This window comes from Pseudomonas sp. C5pp, from assembly GCF_000814065.1.
GTDB classification, from domain to species: Bacteria; Pseudomonadota; Gammaproteobacteria; order Pseudomonadales; family Pseudomonadaceae; genus Aquipseudomonas; species Aquipseudomonas asiatica.
This window is the reverse complement of sequence record NZ_JWLN01000001.1, coordinates 255,548-272,821: the sequence shown is the minus strand read 5'-3', so window position 1 is coordinate 272,821 and position 17,274 is coordinate 255,548. Positions and strand designations below refer to the sequence as shown.

21 protein-coding genes are annotated in these 17,274 nt (G+C 63.6%); 11 read left to right on the top strand and 10 right to left on the bottom strand.

Translation table 11 applies throughout. The annotated features are described in order from the left end of the window. The first annotated feature begins 97 nt into the window (after nucleotides 1-97). Nucleotides 98-748: an HAD family hydrolase gene (locus RR51_RS01260; RefSeq protein ID WP_039612402.1), complete on the top strand. Its 651-nt coding sequence runs from the start codon at nucleotides 98-100 to the stop codon at nucleotides 746-748. Nucleotides 749-781: 33 nt separating this feature from the next. Here the strand turns inward: RR51_RS01260 and RR51_RS01255 are convergent, their stop codons facing one another. Continuing rightward, entirely contained in the window at nucleotides 782-1,855 is a 1,074-nt protein-coding gene (locus RR51_RS01255) for an aminopeptidase (protein ID WP_039612401.1), read from the bottom strand. A gap of 85 nt (nucleotides 1,856-1,940) precedes the next feature. Here RR51_RS01255 and RR51_RS01250 point away from each other — a divergent pair, with 85 nt between their 5' ends. Next, complete coding sequence (locus RR51_RS01250; RefSeq protein WP_013970287.1) at nucleotides 1,941-2,354, top strand: PA0061/PA0062 family lipoprotein; 414 nt, start codon at nucleotides 1,941-1,943, stop codon at nucleotides 2,352-2,354. Between the two features lie 55 nt (nucleotides 2,355-2,409). Continuing rightward, nucleotides 2,410-2,823 carry a PA0061/PA0062 family lipoprotein gene (locus RR51_RS01245; protein ID WP_013970286.1) on the top strand — a complete coding sequence of 138 codons (414 nt, stop codon included), beginning with the start codon at nucleotides 2,410-2,412 and terminating at the stop codon, nucleotides 2,821-2,823. A gap of 120 nt (nucleotides 2,824-2,943) precedes the next feature. Here RR51_RS01245 and RR51_RS01240 read toward each other — a convergent pair whose 3' ends face one another. Then, nucleotides 2,944-3,177, bottom strand: a complete 234-nt coding sequence (locus tag RR51_RS01240) for a DUF1161 domain-containing protein (RefSeq protein WP_020191563.1) — start codon at nucleotides 3,175-3,177, stop codon at nucleotides 2,944-2,946. Between the two features lie 73 nt (nucleotides 3,178-3,250). After that, nucleotides 3,251-3,676, bottom strand: coding sequence for an OsmC family protein (locus RR51_RS01235; RefSeq protein ID WP_013970285.1), 426 nt, complete (start codon nucleotides 3,674-3,676; stop codon nucleotides 3,251-3,253). Nucleotides 3,677-3,828: 152 nt separating this feature from the next. Here RR51_RS01235 and RR51_RS01230 point away from each other — a divergent pair, with 152 nt between their 5' ends. Then, a complete protein-coding gene (locus tag RR51_RS01230) occupies nucleotides 3,829-4,833 on the top strand; it encodes an LLM class flavin-dependent oxidoreductase (protein ID WP_015268453.1) in 1,005 nt (334 codons plus the stop codon). A 98-nt stretch (nucleotides 4,834-4,931) separates the two neighbouring features. On the opposite strand, the gene RR51_RS01225 is transcribed toward RR51_RS01230, so the two are convergent. Then, nucleotides 4,932-5,153 (bottom strand): DUF1161 domain-containing protein, encoded by a 222-nt coding sequence (locus RR51_RS01225; RefSeq protein WP_003261041.1) that lies wholly within the window; start codon nucleotides 5,151-5,153, stop codon nucleotides 4,932-4,934. A 101-nt stretch (nucleotides 5,154-5,254) separates the two neighbouring features. Next, entirely contained in the window at nucleotides 5,255-5,470 is a 216-nt protein-coding gene (locus tag RR51_RS01220) for a dodecin (RefSeq protein WP_013970282.1), read from the bottom strand. 150 nt (nucleotides 5,471-5,620) lie between these two features. Between RR51_RS01220 and RR51_RS01215 the strand changes: the two genes are divergently transcribed. Next, a complete protein-coding gene (locus RR51_RS01215; protein ID WP_003261039.1) occupies nucleotides 5,621-5,944 on the top strand; it encodes a DUF883 family protein in 324 nt (107 codons plus the stop codon). On the opposite strand, the gene RR51_RS01210 is transcribed toward RR51_RS01215, so the two are convergent. Beyond that, nucleotides 5,941-6,837 carry a LysR family transcriptional regulator gene (locus tag RR51_RS01210; protein WP_039612400.1) on the bottom strand — a complete coding sequence of 299 codons (897 nt, stop codon included), beginning with the start codon at nucleotides 6,835-6,837 and terminating at the stop codon, nucleotides 5,941-5,943. The genes RR51_RS01215 and RR51_RS01210 overlap by 4 nt on opposite strands. Before the next feature lie 111 nt (nucleotides 6,838-6,948). Here RR51_RS01210 and trpB point away from each other — a divergent pair, with 111 nt between their 5' ends. Next, entirely contained in the window at nucleotides 6,949-8,166 is a 1,218-nt protein-coding gene (gene trpB, locus RR51_RS01205; RefSeq protein ID WP_015268451.1) for a tryptophan synthase subunit beta, read from the top strand. Further along, on the top strand, nucleotides 8,163-8,972 hold the full coding sequence (trpA, locus tag RR51_RS01200) for a tryptophan synthase subunit alpha (protein ID WP_013970279.1): 810 nt from the start codon (nucleotides 8,163-8,165) through the stop codon (nucleotides 8,970-8,972). The genes trpB and trpA overlap by 4 nt, the downstream gene beginning before the upstream one ends. A gap of 120 nt (nucleotides 8,973-9,092) precedes the next feature. Here the strand turns inward: trpA and RR51_RS01195 are convergent, their stop codons facing one another. Then, on the bottom strand, nucleotides 9,093-9,425 hold the full coding sequence (locus tag RR51_RS01195; protein ID WP_013970278.1) for a DOPA 4,5-dioxygenase family protein: 333 nt from the start codon (nucleotides 9,423-9,425) through the stop codon (nucleotides 9,093-9,095). Between the two features lie 52 nt (nucleotides 9,426-9,477). Here RR51_RS01195 and RR51_RS01190 point away from each other — a divergent pair, with 52 nt between their 5' ends. Beyond that, entirely contained in the window at nucleotides 9,478-10,095 is a 618-nt protein-coding gene (locus tag RR51_RS01190) for an NAD(P)-dependent oxidoreductase (protein WP_013970277.1), read from the top strand. Between the two features lie 109 nt (nucleotides 10,096-10,204). Here the strand turns inward: RR51_RS01190 and RR51_RS01185 are convergent, their stop codons facing one another. Next, nucleotides 10,205-11,104: a choline sulfate utilization transcriptional regulator gene (locus RR51_RS01185; protein WP_015268447.1), complete on the bottom strand. Its 900-nt coding sequence runs from the start codon at nucleotides 11,102-11,104 to the stop codon at nucleotides 10,205-10,207. A 108-nt stretch (nucleotides 11,105-11,212) separates the two neighbouring features. Here RR51_RS01185 and betC point away from each other — a divergent pair, with 108 nt between their 5' ends. The 3 genes from betC (at nucleotide 11,213) to RR51_RS01170 (ending at nucleotide 15,384) form a co-directional block, all read left to right on the top strand. Further along, the gene (gene betC / locus RR51_RS01180) at nucleotides 11,213-12,730 is read left to right on the top strand and encodes a choline-sulfatase (RefSeq protein WP_039612399.1); all 1,518 of its coding nucleotides are present in this window, start codon (nucleotides 11,213-11,215) and stop codon (nucleotides 12,728-12,730) included. Nucleotides 12,731-12,744: 14 nt separating this feature from the next. Next, complete coding sequence (choX, locus tag RR51_RS01175) at nucleotides 12,745-13,674, top strand: choline ABC transporter substrate-binding protein (protein ID WP_039612398.1); 930 nt, start codon at nucleotides 12,745-12,747, stop codon at nucleotides 13,672-13,674. A 144-nt stretch (nucleotides 13,675-13,818) separates the two neighbouring features. Then, the gene (locus RR51_RS01170; RefSeq protein WP_039612397.1) at nucleotides 13,819-15,384 is read left to right on the top strand and encodes a SulP family inorganic anion transporter; all 1,566 of its coding nucleotides are present in this window, start codon (nucleotides 13,819-13,821) and stop codon (nucleotides 15,382-15,384) included. A gap of 39 nt (nucleotides 15,385-15,423) precedes the next feature. On the opposite strand, the gene aroE is transcribed toward RR51_RS01170, so the two are convergent. Together aroE and hemF are read right to left on the bottom strand one after the other, a co-directional pair. Beyond that, complete coding sequence (aroE, locus tag RR51_RS01165) at nucleotides 15,424-16,248, bottom strand: shikimate dehydrogenase (RefSeq protein WP_039612396.1); 825 nt, start codon at nucleotides 16,246-16,248, stop codon at nucleotides 15,424-15,426. A 25-nt stretch (nucleotides 16,249-16,273) separates the two neighbouring features. Continuing rightward, nucleotides 16,274-17,185, bottom strand: coding sequence for an oxygen-dependent coproporphyrinogen oxidase (gene hemF, locus RR51_RS01160; protein WP_039612395.1), 912 nt, complete (start codon nucleotides 17,183-17,185; stop codon nucleotides 16,274-16,276). Nucleotides 17,186-17,274: the final 89 nt, after the last annotated feature.

The following is a 17,274-nucleotide window of genomic DNA, read 5'->3' as shown; positions in this document are numbered from 1 at the left end:
CCACAGGTACGGCGCCGGCCTCAGGCCCTGTGATATCCCTGTGGGAGCGGGTTTACCCGCGAAGAAGACCACGCAGCATTCAAAGTGGAACCCGCAAATGCACCAGCAAAACATCCTTTTCGACCTCGACGGCACCCTGACCGACCCACGCCAGGGCATCACCCGCTCGATCCAGTATGCCTTGGCCAAACTGGGCATCGATGAGCCGGACCTGACCCGCCTCGAGCACTTCATCGGCCCACCCCTGCTGCAGGCCTTCATGCAGTTCTACAGCTTCGACGAAGCCAAGGCCTGGGATGCGGTGAACTTCTATCGGGAACGCTTCAGCGTCACCGGCCTGTACGAAAATCTGGTGTTCGAAGGTGTGCCGGAGCTGCTCGAGGCCCTGAGCGGGCAGGGTCGCACGCTGTACATCGCCACCTCCAAACCGTGGAAGTTCGCCCGTGAAATCGCCCGGCACTTCGCCTTCGACCACCATTTCAAGGTGATCTACGGCAGTGAGCTGGATGGCACACGCACCAACAAGGTCGAGCTGATTCGTCACCTGCTTGAGCAAGAAGGGCTGGACCCGGCGCAGACGCTGATGATCGGCGACCGCAAGCATGACCTGATCGGTGCGCGCAGCAATGGCTTGCAGGCGGTGGCGGTGGGGTACGGGTTTGGTAGCCAGGAAGAACTGATGGCGGAAGAGCCGGCCTACCACTTTGCGACCTTGGCCGAGATGCATCAGGCGTTCCTCAAGGCTTGATGGCCCTGGGGGCCGCAAAGCGGCCCCAAATTCTCACAGGTTCACCATCAACCGCTGCAACGCCACTTTCCTCTCTTCAATCGGCAACTGCCCCAACTGCTCGACCCGCTGATAAAACCGCTCCCAGTCCCCACCCACCTCACGGAACACCGCCGCAAACGCAGGTACCCACTGGTCATACAGCCCGAACGGCAACAACTTGGCATTGCTCATCGGCCCATACATCCAGGCGTCATAACGCTTGTCACCACCCCACTGGGCATCACGCACCTGCCGGTATTCCCGCCTAAGCCGCTCGAACTCCGCCTGCTTGGCCGCCCGCTTTTGCACATCATCCAGAGGCCCGGCATAAATCGCCTGCAACCGCTCGCGGCTGGCCAGCACCAAACGGATGAATTGCTCACGCTGCTGCCCCTGCTCCCCGCCAGAGGCAGCCAGGCCCCGCGCCACACGCCATTGCCGCGTGCCTTCCTGCTCGACGAAGGAGGCAAACGACTCGTTGAACTCGGTGTCGTCCTGCACATAAAAGCGCTGGTGGGCCAGTTCATGGAAGATCAGCGTGGCCAGGCGCTCGTCGCTCCAGCCCACCATCGACGACAGGATAGGGTCGTCGAACCAGCCCAGAGTCGAATAGGCCTCCACGCCGCCCACGTACACATCCATGCCGTCCTGGCGCATCAACGCCGCCGCCCCACGTGCCGCGCCTTGCTGATAATAACCGCGATAGGCCACACACCCCGCGATCGGGAAGCAGTGCGTCACTGGCTGCAACGACAGCTCGGGGGTAGCGAACACATTCCACACCACATAGGGCCTGCCAATGTCGGCATACACCCGGTAGCTGCGGTTGTCCGGCAGCTTCAGCTGCTGGCTGGCAAATACCCGCGCCTGCCTGGCGTGTTCCAGGCGCGCGCGCAATTGCGCCGAAGTGGCCGGATTGGCCAATACCTGCTCCACCGGCTGCCGTGCGCGTAGCAGCTGCCACTGGCCCTCGGCCAACTGCCCATAGTAGGCGGCGCTGCTGCAACCGTTCAGCAGGAGCACCGCCAGCAGGGGAACCAAACGGGTGAAAACAAGGTCGAGTGGCCCAGGGCCTGAGCGCTGCATAAGAATAAGTCGAAGCATCCGGAACTGTCTGACTCGCTCAAGGCCGATTCACTCCAAGACTATCTCGCCAAGGGGGCGTTTCGCCATGCGTGCACTGTTGGTCACCGGCTCATTGCTGCTGATATCCGCCTGTTCGACCTTGCCAGACCCGGACCCGAACCAGGCCTGGATCGACCTCACGCCCTACGACAACACCTCGCTGCACGCTGTGCAGGTAGATGAACGCGACTGGGCCGATAGCCGTTACTTCGAAGTACAGCCTGGCAGCCACGAGCTGACCGTGCGCTACCAGTTTCCGGTTACCCCCAGCAATATCGGCCCGGTCGAGGAGCCTTTGTGGCGGGATTGCCAGGTCAAGCTGACCTTCAAGGATTTCAGTGCCGGCCAGCGCTACCAGTTGCAGGCTGGCAGCATCGGCTTCCGCCCCTGGATCAAACTCTATGACCGTCAGCAAAAGCTGGTTGGCCAGGGCTCGCCTGCAGGCTGCCAGCGCACCTGAAACGCACAAACGGCGCTATGCTTGTAGCCTATAAGTCGCAAGTGGGAGTCTTGCCATGCGCCAGCCCATGATGCTGATCGCCCTCAGTGCACTGGGGGCATGCGCCAGCCCCTTGCCGCCCGTCGATCCCAAGCAGGCCTGGGTCGATCTGTACACCATGACTCCCGGCAGGGTGATCATGGCCGACCGCCTCGACGGCAAGCGCCTGGAAGATGGCCGTTACTTCCAGGTGACGCCGGGCAAGCACGAACTGGTAGTGCGCTTCGATTACGAGATCTACGGGGGCGGCCTCATGACCCAGCCCCGGGATCGTACCTGCTACCTGACTGTGCGCTTTGACAACTTCAAGGCCGGTGAGCGCTATCGCCTGGAGGCACGGGCGCCGGTGATGGAACCGCAGGTGCTGCTGTATGACGGCAGTCGCAAGGTGGTGGTGAACGAGCCTAGCGAGGTGTTCTGCATTCCTTGACCTGGGGCTGCTTTGCAGCCCATTCGCAGCGCAAGGCTGCTCCTACAGGAGATACGCGATCCCTGTAGGAGCGGCCTTGTGTCGCGATAGGGCCGCAAAGCGGCCCCCAAAATTCTGAACCTACCGATCATTCTTCTGATAAATGATCTTCTTGGTCCCGCCATCGCAGGTCCCGACGACCATGTTCTGGTCCTTGACCTCGCTGTTGGGCACGATCTCCAGGGTATAGGACGAAACCCCCTGGGCCTGGATCTTGGCTTCGATCTCGGCTTTGAGTTCCTCGCACGGCTTGACCGCCGCCAGCGCAGATGTGGCGACCAGGGAAGCCAACACGGCGATTGCTACGCGAATCATGAAACGGCTCCTGAAAGGGCAGCGTGCTGCCGACGCTGTTTAGACTACAGCAAACCGCCCTCATTGCACGGCTTCATCCCACCAGCGCTGCATCCAGGCTGATCTTCGCGTTCAACACCTTGGACACAGGGCACCCGGCCTTGGCCTTGTCGGCGATCTGCAAGAACTGCGCTTCACTCGCCCCAGGCACCTTGGCCCTGAGCACCAGATGCACTGCGGTAATGGCAAAGCCATCAGCTTGCTTGTCGAGTGTCACTTCGGCAGCGGTGTCGATCCTGTCCGGGGTAAACCCCGCTTCGCCCAGCATCATCGACAGTGCCATCGAGAAGCAGCCGGCGTGCGCCGCACCAATCAGCTCCTCCGGGTTGGTCCCGGGCGAGCCCTCGAAACGGGTGTTGAAACCGTAGGGGTTCTGCTTGAGCGCGCCACTTTCGGTAGAAAGCAGGCCTTTACCGTCCTTCAGGCCACCTTGCCAGATCGCCGATGCTGTCTTTTTCATGATGCCTCCTGGTCTCGGGTTACATGCTTATGGCTTCAGAGGTCAGCCGCCTACGGCAAGTTCAGAGCAATCGCACGGCAAGCATTGAATCCGTCGAATGTGCCCATACAGAGTTGAAAAGGCCTGTGGCCAAACACCTTTGCGGAGGCTCCATGACGCAGCTGCGTGACCTGAAGATTTCCACCCTCGACCTGGTGCCGGTACGCGCCGACGCCGGCCCGGCGCAGTCGCTGCGCAACTCGCTGGACCTGGCGCAGCATGTCGAGCGCTTTGGCTACAACCGCTTCTGGGTAGCCGAGCACCACAACATGGACGGCATCGCCAGCTCGGCGACTTCGGTGCTGATCGGCTACCTGGCCGGGGGGACCTCGAGCATTCGCGTGGGCTCTGGCGGGGTCATGCTGCCCAACCATGCGCCGCTGGTGATCGCCGAGCAGTTCGGCACCCTGGCCAGCCTGTACCCGGGACGCATCGATCTGGGGTTGGGCCGCGCACCGGGTTCCGACCAGATGACCGCCTACGCCCTGCGCCGCGACCGCGCCGGCGGCCCGGATGACTTCCCGGACGATGTCGAGGAACTGTCACGCTACCTCGGCCCGCGTACCGATGATCAAAAAGTGATCGCCGTGCCAGGGCACGATACCGAGGTGCCGATGTGGCTCCTCGGCTCTAGCCTGTTCAGCGCTCAACTGGCCGGCATGCGCGGCATGCCCTACGCCTTCGCCTCGCATTTTGCGCCGCGCTACATGCACGAGGCGATCCGCGTGTACCGCAACCACTTCAAGCCCTCGACCACATTGGACAAGCCGTATGTGATGCTGGGCATCCCCATGGTGGTGGCGGAAACCGACGAAAAGGCCGAGTACCTGGCCACTTCGGTGTACCAGCGCATCCTCGCGCTGATTCGTGGGCAGAGCCTGATGCAGAAGCCGCCTGTGGAAAGCATGGATGGGCTGTGGCTGCCCCATGAACGGGACGCGGTGGGTAGCTTCCTCGGCCTGGCGATGATTGGCAGCCCGCAGAAGGTGCGGGCCAAGGTGGAAGTGCTGCTGGAGCAGACCGGGGCAGATGAGCTGATCTTCACCTGTGATTTGTATGAGCATGCGGACCGGATTCGGTCCTATGAACTTATGGCGCAGGCTCTCAAGACCGCGTGATCTTCTTCGCGGGCTTGCCCGCTCCCACAGGTACAGCGTCGCTCTCAGGCCTGTGATATGCCTGTGGGAGCGGGCGAGCCCGCGAAGAGGCCAGCATATTAGCCGCGGCGGTACACAATCTCCTTGGTACCAGCCTCGCAGCTGCCAATCACCTTGCCGGCCGGGTCGCCCTTGTCGACGATCTCCAGCTTGTAGCCGGTGACCCCCTTGGCATCCAGCTTGGCCGCAATCTCTGCCTTGAGCTCCTCGCACGGCTTGCCCGCCGCCAGCGCACCACCCGCCAGGGTCATCAGGCCCAGCGCCAGAATCAGTTTGTTCATCACTCGCTTTCCTTGTGCAGATGAAATCAGAAAAGGCGCCCGACAAGGCGCCCCCTCCCTAAATACCCCATCATGCCGGGCTCATCCAGCCCGGCAGTGTTTCAGCTATTGGCGATACGGAAGCCGACCTTCAGCGTGACCTGAAAATGCGCCGCCTTGTTATCACGGATATGGCCACGGGTATCTATCACTTCGAACCACTCCAGGTGCTTTATGCTCTTGCCGGCTTCGGCCAGGGCATTGTTGATCGCCTCCTCGATGCTGGTGGTCGAAGACCCCACCAGCTCGATCTTCTTGTAGGTGTGATGATCGGTCATGAGCACTCTCCTCGGATGATGGTGAGATTGAGCCTAGCAGCGCAGGCCTGGTTTACCTGCGAGCGGTCACCATTGACGAAAGTTCGATCGCACTTTCCCGCGGACCCAAGGTCGCAATCCTTACAGTCCATACTGCAAAGGAGAGTCAACATGCACCGCAATTCGCTGCGTAGAACGTCCCTGGAAAGCATGGAAGCGGAGATCGAGAGCCTTCTGAAAAGCCTGGAAAACCTCAAGCATGATGCGTCGGAGGAGTCCCAGAAATCGGTGAAGGCAATCCGCAGCAACGCCGAGAGTGCCCTGCGTCATTCGCGCCACCTGTTGAGCGATGCCTACGAGGAAGTGAAGCACCGCACCCGCCAGACCGGCATCGCCACCCGCGACTATGCCCAGGAACACCCGTACACAACTGCCGGCGTTGCCATTGGCGCGCTAGGCTTGCTGGCGGCGTACCTGATGTGCAAACGCAACTAAGCGCCCTGTCGCGCCAGTTCCGCCCTTAGCCACTGCGCCAACTGCTCGGCGCGCCCGTCTGCGGCGCGCCTGGGCACCCACAGCGCCAATGCGGCAGGGGTAGGTGAAAAGCCCCACGGCGCACTCAAACGGCCAGCTCGCAGGTCGTCAGCGACCAACGGCTGCGGCGCAATCGCCACACCCAGCCCGGCCACGGCAGCCTCCAGCAAGTAATACAGGTGCTCGAAGGCCTGGCCATAGTGGAGGGCCGCCGGCTCCAAACCTTGTTCCAGCGCCCAGGTCGGCCAAGCCTGCGGGCGCGAGGTGGTGTGCAGCAAGGCTTCGCCCAGCAAGGCCTTGGCCGGCGCGCCATGCAAGCGCTCGAAACCGGCGAAATGCGGGCTGAGCACCGGCCCGATGCGCTCCTCGGCCAGTACATGCACCTGCATGTCCGTCGGCCACGGCGGCTCGGCGTAAACCAGCAGCGCATCCAACCCTGGCCGCCGTGGGTCCAGGTCGCCTTCACCGGCCGAAAGGTGCAGACGCAGTTCAGGTAAATCCGCCTGCAGCCGCCCCAATCGCGGGATGAACCAGCGCGCCAGCAGGCTGCCCGAGCAGCCCAGCACGAACGGCGCCTCGCTGACATCGTGGCTGAGCTCGGCGCACACGCTGCGCAGGCGGTCGAAGGCTTCGCTACTGGCATCGCGCAGACGTACGCCGGCATCTGTGAGTTTGATGCCACGCCCGTCCTTAACGAACAGCGCGACGCCCAGGTGCTCTTCAAGTACCTTGATCTGCCGGCTGACGGCGCCATGGGTGACGTGCAGCGCTTCGGCCGCCTGGCTGACGCTGTTGAGCCGTGCGGTAGCCTCGAAGGCCCGCAGGGCATTGAGGGGAGGGAGGTCGTGGGCCATTTTACCTGTGAGTTTTTCTGACAAGTTTGCGCAATCTTATCGGTTTTCAGCCGGGCTTGCCGTGGTTAGAGTAAAGCCCATCACTCTTTCATTACGCCCTGGAGCGCCCCCATGACCCAGTCCCAATACCGCCCCGGCCCCGACGCCAATGGCCTGTTCGGCTCGTTCGGCGGCCGCTACGTGGCCGAAACCCTGATGCCACTGGTGCTGGACCTGGCCCGCGAATACGAAGCGGCCAAGGCAGACCCCAAGTTCCTCGAAGAGCTGGCCTACTTCCAGCGCGACTACATCGGCCGCCCCAACCCGCTGTACTTCGCCGAGCGCCTGACCGAGCACTGCGGCGGCGCCAAGATCTTCTTCAAGCGTGAAGAGCTCAACCACACCGGCGCGCACAAGGTGAACAACTGCATCGGCCAGGTGCTGCTGGCCAAGCGCATGGGCAAGAAGCGCCTGATCGCAGAAACCGGCGCCGGCATGCACGGCGTGGCCACCGCCACCGTCGCTGCCCGCTTCGGCCTGCCTTGCGTGATCTACATGGGCGCCACCGACATCGAGCGCCAGCAGGCCAACGTATTCCGCATGAAGCTGCTTGGCGCCGAAATCGTCCCGGTCACTGCCGGCACCGGCACCCTGAAGGACGCCATGAACGAGGCCCTGCGCGACTGGGTCACCAACGTCGAAGACACCTTCTACCTGATCGGCACCGTGGCCGGCCCGCACCCGTACCCGGCCATGGTCCGCGACTTCCAGTCGATCATCGGCAAGGAAACCCGTGCCCAGTTGCAAGAGAAGGAAGGCCGCCTGCCAGACAGCCTGGTTGCCTGCGTCGGTGGCGGCTCCAACGCCATGGGCCTGTTCCATGAGTTCCTCGAAGAGCCAAGCGTGCAGATCATCGGCGTCGAAGCCGGTGGCCATGGCGTGCACACCGACAAGCACGCCGCCAGCCTGAACGGCGGCGTACCGGGCGTGCTGCACGGCAACCGCACCTACCTGCTGCAGGACGAAGACGGCCAGATCACCGACGCCCACTCGATTTCCGCCGGCCTGGACTACCCGGGCATCGGCCCGGAGCACGCCTACCTGCACGAAGTGAAGCGTGTCGAGTACGTCAGCATCACCGACGACGAAGCGCTGGATGCATTCCACGCCACCTGCCGCCTGGAAGGCATCATCCCGGCCCTGGAAAGCTCCCACGCCTTGGCCGAGGCGATCAAGCGCGCACCGAAGCTGCCCAAGGACCACCTGATGGTCGTGTGCCTGTCGGGCCGCGGCGACAAAGACATGCAAACCGTCATGAACCACATGGCCGCCCAGGAGAAACAGGCATGAGCCGTCTTGAAAAACGCTTCGCCGAGCTGAAAGCCGAAGGCCGCTCGGCACTGGTCACCTTTGTCACCGCGGGCGACCCGGGCTATGACGCCTCGCTGCAGATCCTCAAGGGCCTGCCGGCAGCCGGTGCCGACGTGATCGAACTGGGCATGCCGTTCACCGACCCGATGGCCGACGGCGTGGCCATCCAGCTGGCCACCCTGCGTGCCCTGGAAGCCGGCCAGACCCTGGCCAAGACCCTGCAGATGGTTCGCGAATTCCGTGTGGATAACCAGACCACACCGATCGTGTTGATGGGCTACTACAACCCAATCCACCGCTTTGGCGTGGAAAAGTTCGTGGCCGAAGCCAAGCAAGCGGGTGTAGATGGCCTGATCATCGTCGACCTGCCGCCAGAGCACGACGCCGAACTGGCAACCCCGGCCCAGGCAGCGGGTATCGACTTTATCCGCCTGACTACCCCAACCACCGACGACGCGCGCCTGCCGCGCGTACTGGAGCGCAGCTCCGGGTTCGTCTACTACGTGTCGGTGGCCGGTGTGACCGGCGCCGGCTCGGCGACCACCGAGCACGTGACCGAAGCCATCGCCCGCCTGCGTCGGCATACCGATCTGCCAATCAGCGTAGGTTTCGGCATTCGTACGCCGGAGCAGGCTGCGGCCATTGCCCGCCTGTCGGACGGCGTAGTGGTGGGCTCGGCGCTGGTCGACAAGATTGCCCAGGCCAAGAGTGCCGAGCAGGCAGTCAACGATGTATTGAGCCTGTGCTCGGCGCTGGCTGAAGGGGTACGCGGCGCCCGCCGCTGAACCGCGTCGCCTGCTTCGCGGGCACGCCCGCTCCCACAGGGACAACACAGATGCTGAAAGCTGTGGAGGACCTGTAGGAGCGGGCTTGCCCGCGAAGAGGCCAGCACAGGCTATAGAGGCCTATCCCCCGAAAATCGACAGATCCAGCGGCCGCACAGCCCCCATCCAGATAGCATGGTCACGGTGGTCCGCCAGTTCATCCCCGGTCAGCGGGTGCATGAACACCACCAACCCCTTCCGATACAGTGCCAACCACGGCAGCACCACCCCCACAAACTCCGGCTCGAAGGCCAGCTGGCAGCTCCAGTCCGGGTGCGGCCCCACCGGTTTCTGGTGCATGCGCCCCATCGTCACGGGAAACAGCCGCGCCGCCTCCTCGCACAGTTCACGGGCCTGGTCCATGGTCGCTGCGTCGTAGTAAACGTGGGCGTGGTAACCCTTGATCCTCTGCACGATAACTCCTGATTGCGGTCCAAACATCACCACCTGCAAAGGGAGTGATGCAGTGAAAAACGCCGAAACCCCAGTGTTCAAACTAGTCCTGTTCGGGCCAGAAAGCAGCCTGGGCAACGCCCTGATGGTAGAGCTGCTGTCGCGCCAGCACGAAGTCACCGCCGTGGTCGACGACCTTAATCGCCATGCGCCGCGCCCCGGCCTGCATTTCAAGATAGGCGGGCTTGGCGATGCCGACCAGGCGGAGCAGGGCGCGGCAGGCGGGTCGGCAGTAATTGCCCTGTTGTCGACGCTGGCGCCGGACGATCTGCCCGGGCAAGCCCGCATGAGCGAGGCGCTGGTGGCGGGGCTGAAGCGTACGACTATACGCCGGCTGTTGCTGGTGGGCGATTTCGATGTGCTGGATGAGCCGGGCAAGTACAGCGAGGCGGAGCGGGAGTGTGTGGACCAGGTGGTGGACGGGTTACAGCGCAGTGCCTTGCACTGGACGCTGATCAATGCCCCACAGGAACTGGCCGGGTTGGGGATTGAGCATTTTCGCAGCACCGAAGGCACGCTGGAACCGGGGTTGGCCGAGCCGTTGCGGCACCTGGCCAGGGTCGCGGCAGGGATGGTGGATATGCTGGAGCTGGATTTGCACCGGGGCGAGCATCTGAACTTCGTGGTCTAGATTGCCGGGGCTGCTGTGCAGCCCATCGCGACACAAGGCCGCTCCTACACGGGCCGGCCTTTGTAGGAGCGGCCTTGTGTCGCGATGGGCCGCAAAGCGGCCCCAAATCTCAAAGGCTACGCTCTTGCTCCAGCCAATCCACAAACCGCTCGATCAAAGCCCCACGCCGCTTGCGTGGTGGCAGCACCGCGTAATACCCGCGCGCCGAGCGCAAACTCCCCTCCAACGGCCGGCATAGCAACCCTTGCTCCACCAGCCCATCCACCAGATGCCCCCAGCCAATCGCCACCCCTTGCCCGGCAATCGCCGCCTGGATCAGCAACGTATAGTTATCAAACCGCAGCTGCCCGGCCGGCGGCGGGCTGGCCACGCCAAACCCGCGAAACACCCCCGCCCAATCAAACCAGCGGCTAGCCTGCTCTCCCTTCAAGTGCAGCAAGGGCAATCGTTGCAAAGCCACGGCTGACAAGGGTTTGCCATGAATCAGCCGGGGGCTGCACACCGGAAAAACCTCCTCATCGAACAGCCAACGGCTCTCGCCCTGGTGGAAGCGCCCGTCACCAAACAGCACCGCCACATCGATGTCCGGTCGCAACATGCCCTGGCTGCGCTCACCGGTCACCAGGCTCACGTCCACCTGTGGATAAGCCTCGTGAAAACGCTGCAGCCGTGGCATCAGCCAGAACGCCGCAAAGGCGAAGTCGGTAGCCACCTGCAGCACTTCCCTCTGGCCACGCCCACTGGCCTGGGCGATGCCGTCCTCCATGGCCTGCAGGCCCTGATGCACCTGTTCGAACAGCACCTGACCAGCCTCGGTCAGTTCGATACCCCGGTAAATGCGGTCGAACAGGCGCGTGCCCAGCTGTGCCTCCAGCCGTTTGACTTGCTGGCTCACCGCCGGCTGCGTGGTGCCCAGCTCCAGTGCCGCAGCGGTAAAACCACGCAACCGTGCGGCAGCCTCGAACACGCGCAGTGTATCCAGCGACAATTTGGCAAGGTGGTCAAACATAAGCAGGGCTAATCCCAGTCATTGCCCGCCATGGGCTTTACCCATGTTATCCACAGACGCATCTTGATAGGCAAGCAGTTCGCATAACCCTCAACGATGGAAGCCACCATGACGCGCCCGAATATCCTGTTCATCATGGCCGACCAGATGGCCGCGCCCTTGCTGCCGATCTACGCCTCGTCGCCGATCCAGATGCCGCACCTGAGCCGCCTTGCCGAACAGGCGGTGGTGTTCGACTCGGCTTACTGCAACAGCCCGTTGTGCGCACCGTCGCGCTTCACCCTGGTCAGCGGCCAGTTGCCCAGTCGCATCGGCGCCTACGACAACGCCGCCGACTTCCCCGCCGACGTGCCGACCTACGCCCACTATCTGCGCCGCCTTGGCTACCGCACCGCGCTGTCGGGCAAGATGCACTTCTGCGGGCCGGACCAACTGCATGGCTACGAAGAACGCCTGACCAGCGATATCTACCCGGCCGACTACGGCTGGGCGGTGAACTGGGATGAGCCCGACGTGCGCCCGACCTGGTATCACAACATGTCCTCGGTGCTGCAGGCCGGCCCGTGCGTGCGCACCAACCAGCTGGATTTCGACGAAGAAGTGGTATTCAAGGCGCGCCAGTACCTGTACGACCATGTGCGCGAAAACGATGGCCGGCCATTCTGCCTGACCGTGTCGATGACCCACCCGCACGACCCCTACACCATCCCCCGGCGCTATTGGGATCGCTACGAAGGTGTGGATATCCCCATGCCCCGCGCCGAATTCGACCAGGCAGAACTCGACCCGCACTCGCAGCGCCTGCTGAAGGTCTACGACCTGTGGAACAAGCCCTTGCCTGTGGACAAGATCCGTGACGCCCGCCGTGCCTACTTCGGCGCCTGCAGCTATATCGACGACAACATCGGCCTGCTGCTGCAGACCCTGGAGGAATGCAACCTGGCTGACGACACCCTGATCGTGTTCTCCGGCGACCACGGTGACATGCTCGGCGAGCGCGGCCTCTGGTACAAGATGCACTGGTTCGAGATGTCGGCGCGGGTGCCTCTGCTGGTGCACGCGCCGAAGCGCTTCGCACCAGCTCGGGTCAGCGCCTCGGTGTCTACCTGCGACCTACTGCCGACTCTGGTCGAGCTGGCTGGCGGCGCTGTGGATAACCACCTGCATCTGGATGGCCGCTCGCTGGTCGGCCACCTGCAAGGGCAGGGCGGTCATGACGAAGTGATCGGCGAATACATGGCCGAAGGCACCGTCGGCCCGCTGATGATGATCCGCCGGGGGCCGTACAAGTTCGTGTACAGCGAAGACGACCCATGCCTACTCTATGACCTGAGCCGCGACCCGCACGAGCGGGAGAACCTCACCGGCAGCCCGGAATACCAGGCGCTGCTGCAGGCATTTGTCGATGAAGCACAGCAACGTTGGGATATCCCCAGCCTGCGCCAGCAGGTTCTTGCCAGCCAGCGGCGCCGCCGCCTGGTGGCCGAGGCGCTGGCCATCGGCAAGCTGAAAAGCTGGGACCACCAACCGCTGGTGGACGCCAGCCAACAGTACATGCGCAACCACATCGATCTCGACGACCTCGAGCGCAAGGCACGTTATCCACAGCCCGCCCCCCTGGATTGAGAAGAGAGGCCGCCATGCACAAGTTCTCCGCCGCCGTGTTCGCCCTGGCCCTGAGCCTGGGTACCGCCACGGCCCACGCCGCCGACAGCGACGCGCAATGCACCACCGTGAAGATGGCCGACCCCGGCTGGAGCGACATCGCCACGACCAACGCCTTGGCCCGCCTGCTTCTGGAAAGCCTGGGTTATCAGGTGAAAATCGACAGCCTGGCCGTGCCGATCATCTACGGCGGCCTCAAGGATGGCCGCGTCGATGCCTTCCTCGGCAACTGGATGCCGGCGCAGCAGGGCTTTCATGACAAGTTCATCGCCAATGGCGATGTGCAGCAGCTTTCGCGCAATCTGGAAGGAACCGAGTTCACCTTGGCAGTGCCCGACTATGTGTGGAATGCCGGAGTGAAGGATTTCGCCGACTTGCAGAAGCACGCCGACCAGTTCGACAAGAAGCTGTACGGGATTGGTTCCGGGGCACCGGCCAACCTGTCGTTGAAGGAAATCATCGACAAGAATGAATTCAACCTCGGCCAGTGGAAACTGGTGGAGTCCAGCGAGCAGGCGATGCTGGCGCAGGTCGACCGGGCGGTGAAGAAACAGCAGTTCATCACCTTCCTCGGCTGGACCCCGCACCCGATGAACGTGAAGCTGAAGATGCATTACCTGAGCGGCGGGGAGAAGTGGTTTGGCAGCAAGGGCGAGGTGTATACCCTGACCCGCAAGGGTTATCCACAAGCCTGCCCGAATGCGGCCAAGCTGCTGGGCAACCTGAAGTTCACGCTGGACATGGAAAACACCATCATGGCCGAAGTTGTGGACAAGAAGATCAGCTTCGATGATGCGGCCAAGGCTTGGTTGAAGGAGCACCCCGAGTTGCTGGAAGGGTGGTTGGCCGGGGTGACGACCAAGGCCGATGGCAATGCGCTGGAGGCCGTCAAAGCCAAACTGTAACCTCACAAGCAAAACCTCTATCCCTGTGGGAGCGGGCATGCCCGCGCACACCGGCGAAGCCGATGCCATCCACCGCGGCGGCTTCTTCGCGGGCGCGCCCGCTCCCACAGGGATTGGCGAAACAGTAAGGAATGTGGATAACCCATGCATCGCCTCACTCACCTGCTGCCCTTCCTCTCATGGCTCCCCCGCCAATCGGGCCGCAGCCTGCGCCAGGACCTGCTGGTGGGCCTGAGCGGTGCAATCCTCGCCCTGCCGCAATCCATCGCCTATGCCCTGATCGCCGGCCTGCCGGCCGAATACGGGCTGTACGCCGCCATCGTGCCAGTGCTGATCGCCTGCCTGTGGGGCTCTTCCTGGCACCTGATCTGCGGCCCGACCGCTGCCATCTCCATCGTCCTCTACGCCAGCATCAGCCCGCTGGCCGTGGCCGGCAGCGCCGACTATGTCACCCTGGTGCTGCTGCTGACGTTCCTCGGCGGCATCTTTCAGTTACTGCTGGGGCTTTTGCGCTTCGGCGCACTGGTCAATTTCGTCTCCCATTCCGTGGTGCTCGGCTTCACCCTGGGCGCCGCTGTCGTCATTGCCCTGGGCCAGTTGCCCAACCTGCTGGGCATGGACCTGCCAAGCCAGGCCACGGCGCTGAAGACCGTGCAGGACCTGGCCAGCCATGCCGGCGAGGTCGACCTGCCTTCCTTGATTCTGGGCCTGGCCACAGTGGTGATCGGCGTAGGCTTCAAGCTCTGGCGCCCGCGCTGGCCCAGCCTGTTGATAAGCCTGATTTTGGTAAGCCTGCTGGCCTGGCTGCTGCCCGGGTTCTTTGGACATGTGCCGCGTGTGCCGGCATTCACCGGCCAGCTACCACCCTTCAGCCCGCTGCCGTTGCTGGATGTGGAACTGATCCTGCGCCTGCTGCCCAGCGCTGTGGCAGTGGGCATGCTCGGGCTGGTCACCAGCCTGTCGATTGCCCGCTCATTGTCGGCACGTTCGGAGCAGTTGATCGACGCAGACCAGGAAATACGCGCACAGGGCCTGTCGAACATCGTTGGTGCATTTTTCTCCGGTTACCTGTCTTCCGGCTCCTTCACCCGTTCCGGGCTGAGCTACGACGCCGGTGCCCGCTCGCCCATGGCCGGGGTATTCTCGGCGCTGTGGGTGGCCGTGTTCGCCGTTGCCGGAGCCGGGCTGATCGCGCACCTGCCGATTCCGGCCATGGCCGGCAGCATCCTGCTGATCTGCTGGGGGTTGGTGGACCACCGGGGGATTCGTGCGCTGTTCCGGGTCAGCCGCTCGGAGTTCCTGGTAATGGCGCTGACGGCGGCAGCGACCTTGTTGCTGGAGCTGCAGACGGCGATCTATGCCGGAGTACTGGCGTCGCTGTTCTTCTATCTGAAGCGCACCTCGCGGCCACGGGTGCAGCAGAGCCGTGAAGGGGAGGCAGATGTGCTGCGGGTGGGCGGGTCGATCTTCTTTGGCGCGGCGCATTACCTGCAGGTGCGCTTGCAGCGCTGCCAGGGGCCGCATGTTGTTATCGATGCGCGGCAGGTGAACTTCATCGATTACTCGGGTGTGGATATGTTGCACCGCGAGGCGCGGCGGTTGCGGCGGGCGGGGGGGAGTCTGACCCTGCACCGGGCCAGGCCGCAGGTGATCGAGGAATTGCAGAAGCTGGAAGGGGTGGAGTTGTGCCCGATCCGGTTTGAGGAGTGAGGCTGAGATATGGGGACCGCTTTGCGGTCCCCGACAATCTCAGCCGCGAGCCAGCTGCCGGCGCAACTCAGCCAACACTGGCGCCGTATCCGGCCGCACCCCACGCCAGATAAAGAACGCCTCAGCCGCTTGCTCAGCCAGCATCCCCAGCCCATCCAGCACCTTGGCCGCCCCCAGCTTCTCGGCCCACTGGCAAAACGGCGTAGGCTCCTTGCCATACATCATGTCGTAGCAAACCGTGCGCCCCGCCTCGACCAGGCTGTCGGCGATCGGTGGCAACTCACCGGCCAGGCTCGCCGAGGTGGCATTGATGATCACATCCACCGGTTCCTGCAACCAGGCAAACCCGCTGGCCACCACCGGCCCCAGTTCATCGAACTCACGCGCCAGCTGCTCGGCCTTTTCCACGGTACGGTTGGCAATCACCAGCGACTGCGGCTTGTGCGCCAGGATCGGCTCCAGCACGCCACGCACCGCGCCACCAGCACCCAGGATCAGAATGCGTTTGCCCGCCAGCTCGACCCCAGCATTCACCGTCAGGTCGCGCACAAGGCCAGCGCCATCGGTGTTGTCGCCCTGCAGCGTGCCATCGGCCAGCTTGCTGAGCGTGTTCACCGCACCAGCGCGCCGGGCACGCGCGGTCAGGCTGTCGCACAGGCGGTAGGCCTCTTCCTTGAACGGCACGGTGACGTTGCCGCCGCGGCCTTGCTTGAAGAAGCCGCGCGCGCAGTCGCTGAACTCGTCCAGCGGCGCCAGCAGGGTGGCGTATTCCAGGTCCTGGCCGGTCTGTTCGGCGAACAGGCGATGGATCAGCGGCGACTTGCTGTGACCGATGGGGTTACCAAAAACGACGTACTGGTCCATGACGGCTCCTTGATTATCAACAGGCTTACTGGCCGAGCCAGTCGCGGTCCTGCAGGAAGTACTCGGTCAGGCGCGCTTCTTCGCTGCCGGGCGCGGCCTTCCAGTCGTAGCCCCAGCGCACCTGCGGCGGCAGCGACATGAGGATGGACTCGGTGCGGCCGCCGGACTGCAGGCCGAACAAGGTGCCACGGTCGTAGACCAGGTTGAACTCCACGTAGCGGCCACGGCGGTATTCCTGGAACTCGCGCTGCTGCGGCGTGTAGGGCGTGCCCTTGCGGCGCTGGACGATCGGCAGGTAGGCGTTGACGTAGGCGTCGCCAATGGCGCGGATGAAGGCGAAGCAGGTGTCGAAGTCCCACTCGTTCAGGTCATCGAAGAACAACCCACCAATGCCGCGTGGCTCGCCACGGTGCTTGAGGTGGAAGTAGCGGTCGCACCAGGCCTTGTAGCGCGGGTACACGTCGGCGCCGAACGGCGCGCAGGCCTGCTCGGCCACACGGTGCCAGTGGATGCAGTCTTCTTCATTGCCGTAGTACGGAGTCAGGTCGAAGCCGCCGCCGAACCACCAGACAGCCTCTTCACCTTCCTTTTCGGCGATGAAGAAGCGCACGTTGGCGTGGGAAGTGGGCACATGCGGGTTGTACGGGTGGATCACCAGCGACACGCCCAAGGCCTCGAAGCCACGGCCCGCCAGCTCGGGGCGGTGGGCACTGGCCGACGGCGGCAGACCGGCGCCGAACACGTGGGAGAAGTTGACCCCGCCTTTCTCGATCACCTTGCCATCGCCGATCACCCGCGTGCGTCCCCCGCCACCGGCTTCGCGCACCCATGCGTCCTCGACGAAGCGGGCGCCGCCGTCTTCAGCTTCGAGGGCAGAGCAGATGCGGTCTTGCAGGTCGAGCAGGTAGGCTTTCACGGCCTCGGTGCGGCTAGTCATCGGGTCACCAGGAACGGGCAGGGAAGAATTCGCCGCGTAGCATACCACCCCCAGCCCGCGCGCCGCAGTTGACTGCGATCAAGCAAAGG

What these genes read in the sequence shown, in the direction of transcription:
- RR51_RS01260 (WP_039612402.1), top strand. Translation starts at nt 98, where the DNA reads ATGCACCAGCAAAACATCCTTTTCGACCTCGACGGCACCCTGACCGAC.
- RR51_RS01255 (WP_039612401.1), bottom strand. Translation starts at nt 1,855, where the DNA reads ATGCAGCGCTCAGGCCCTGGGCCACTCGACCTTGTTTTCACCCGTTTG.
- RR51_RS01250 (WP_013970287.1), top strand. Translation starts at nt 1,941, where the DNA reads ATGCGTGCACTGTTGGTCACCGGCTCATTGCTGCTGATATCCGCCTGT.
- RR51_RS01245 (WP_013970286.1), top strand. Translation starts at nt 2,410, where the DNA reads ATGCGCCAGCCCATGATGCTGATCGCCCTCAGTGCACTGGGGGCATGC.
- RR51_RS01240 (WP_020191563.1), bottom strand. Translation starts at nt 3,177, where the DNA reads ATGATTCGCGTAGCAATCGCCGTGTTGGCTTCCCTGGTCGCCACATCT.
- RR51_RS01235 (WP_013970285.1), bottom strand. Translation starts at nt 3,676, where the DNA reads ATGAAAAAGACAGCATCGGCGATCTGGCAAGGTGGCCTGAAGGACGGT.
- RR51_RS01230 (WP_015268453.1), top strand. Translation starts at nt 3,829, where the DNA reads ATGACGCAGCTGCGTGACCTGAAGATTTCCACCCTCGACCTGGTGCCG.
- RR51_RS01225 (WP_003261041.1), bottom strand. Translation starts at nt 5,153, where the DNA reads ATGAACAAACTGATTCTGGCGCTGGGCCTGATGACCCTGGCGGGTGGT.
- RR51_RS01220 (WP_013970282.1), bottom strand. Translation starts at nt 5,470, where the DNA reads ATGACCGATCATCACACCTACAAGAAGATCGAGCTGGTGGGGTCTTCG.
- RR51_RS01215 (WP_003261039.1), top strand. Translation starts at nt 5,621, where the DNA reads ATGCACCGCAATTCGCTGCGTAGAACGTCCCTGGAAAGCATGGAAGCG.
- RR51_RS01210 (WP_039612400.1), bottom strand. Translation starts at nt 6,837, where the DNA reads ATGGCCCACGACCTCCCTCCCCTCAATGCCCTGCGGGCCTTCGAGGCT.
- trpB (WP_015268451.1), top strand. Translation starts at nt 6,949, where the DNA reads ATGACCCAGTCCCAATACCGCCCCGGCCCCGACGCCAATGGCCTGTTC.
- trpA (WP_013970279.1), top strand. Translation starts at nt 8,163, where the DNA reads ATGAGCCGTCTTGAAAAACGCTTCGCCGAGCTGAAAGCCGAAGGCCGC.
- RR51_RS01185 (WP_015268447.1), bottom strand. Translation starts at nt 11,104, where the DNA reads ATGTTTGACCACCTTGCCAAATTGTCGCTGGATACACTGCGCGTGTTC.
- betC (WP_039612399.1), top strand. Translation starts at nt 11,213, where the DNA reads ATGACGCGCCCGAATATCCTGTTCATCATGGCCGACCAGATGGCCGCG.
- choX (WP_039612398.1), top strand. Translation starts at nt 12,745, where the DNA reads ATGCACAAGTTCTCCGCCGCCGTGTTCGCCCTGGCCCTGAGCCTGGGT.
- RR51_RS01170 (WP_039612397.1), top strand. Translation starts at nt 13,819, where the DNA reads ATGCATCGCCTCACTCACCTGCTGCCCTTCCTCTCATGGCTCCCCCGC.
- aroE (WP_039612396.1), bottom strand. Translation starts at nt 16,248, where the DNA reads ATGGACCAGTACGTCGTTTTTGGTAACCCCATCGGTCACAGCAAGTCG.
- hemF (WP_039612395.1), bottom strand. Translation starts at nt 17,185, where the DNA reads ATGACTAGCCGCACCGAGGCCGTGAAAGCCTACCTGCTCGACCTGCAA.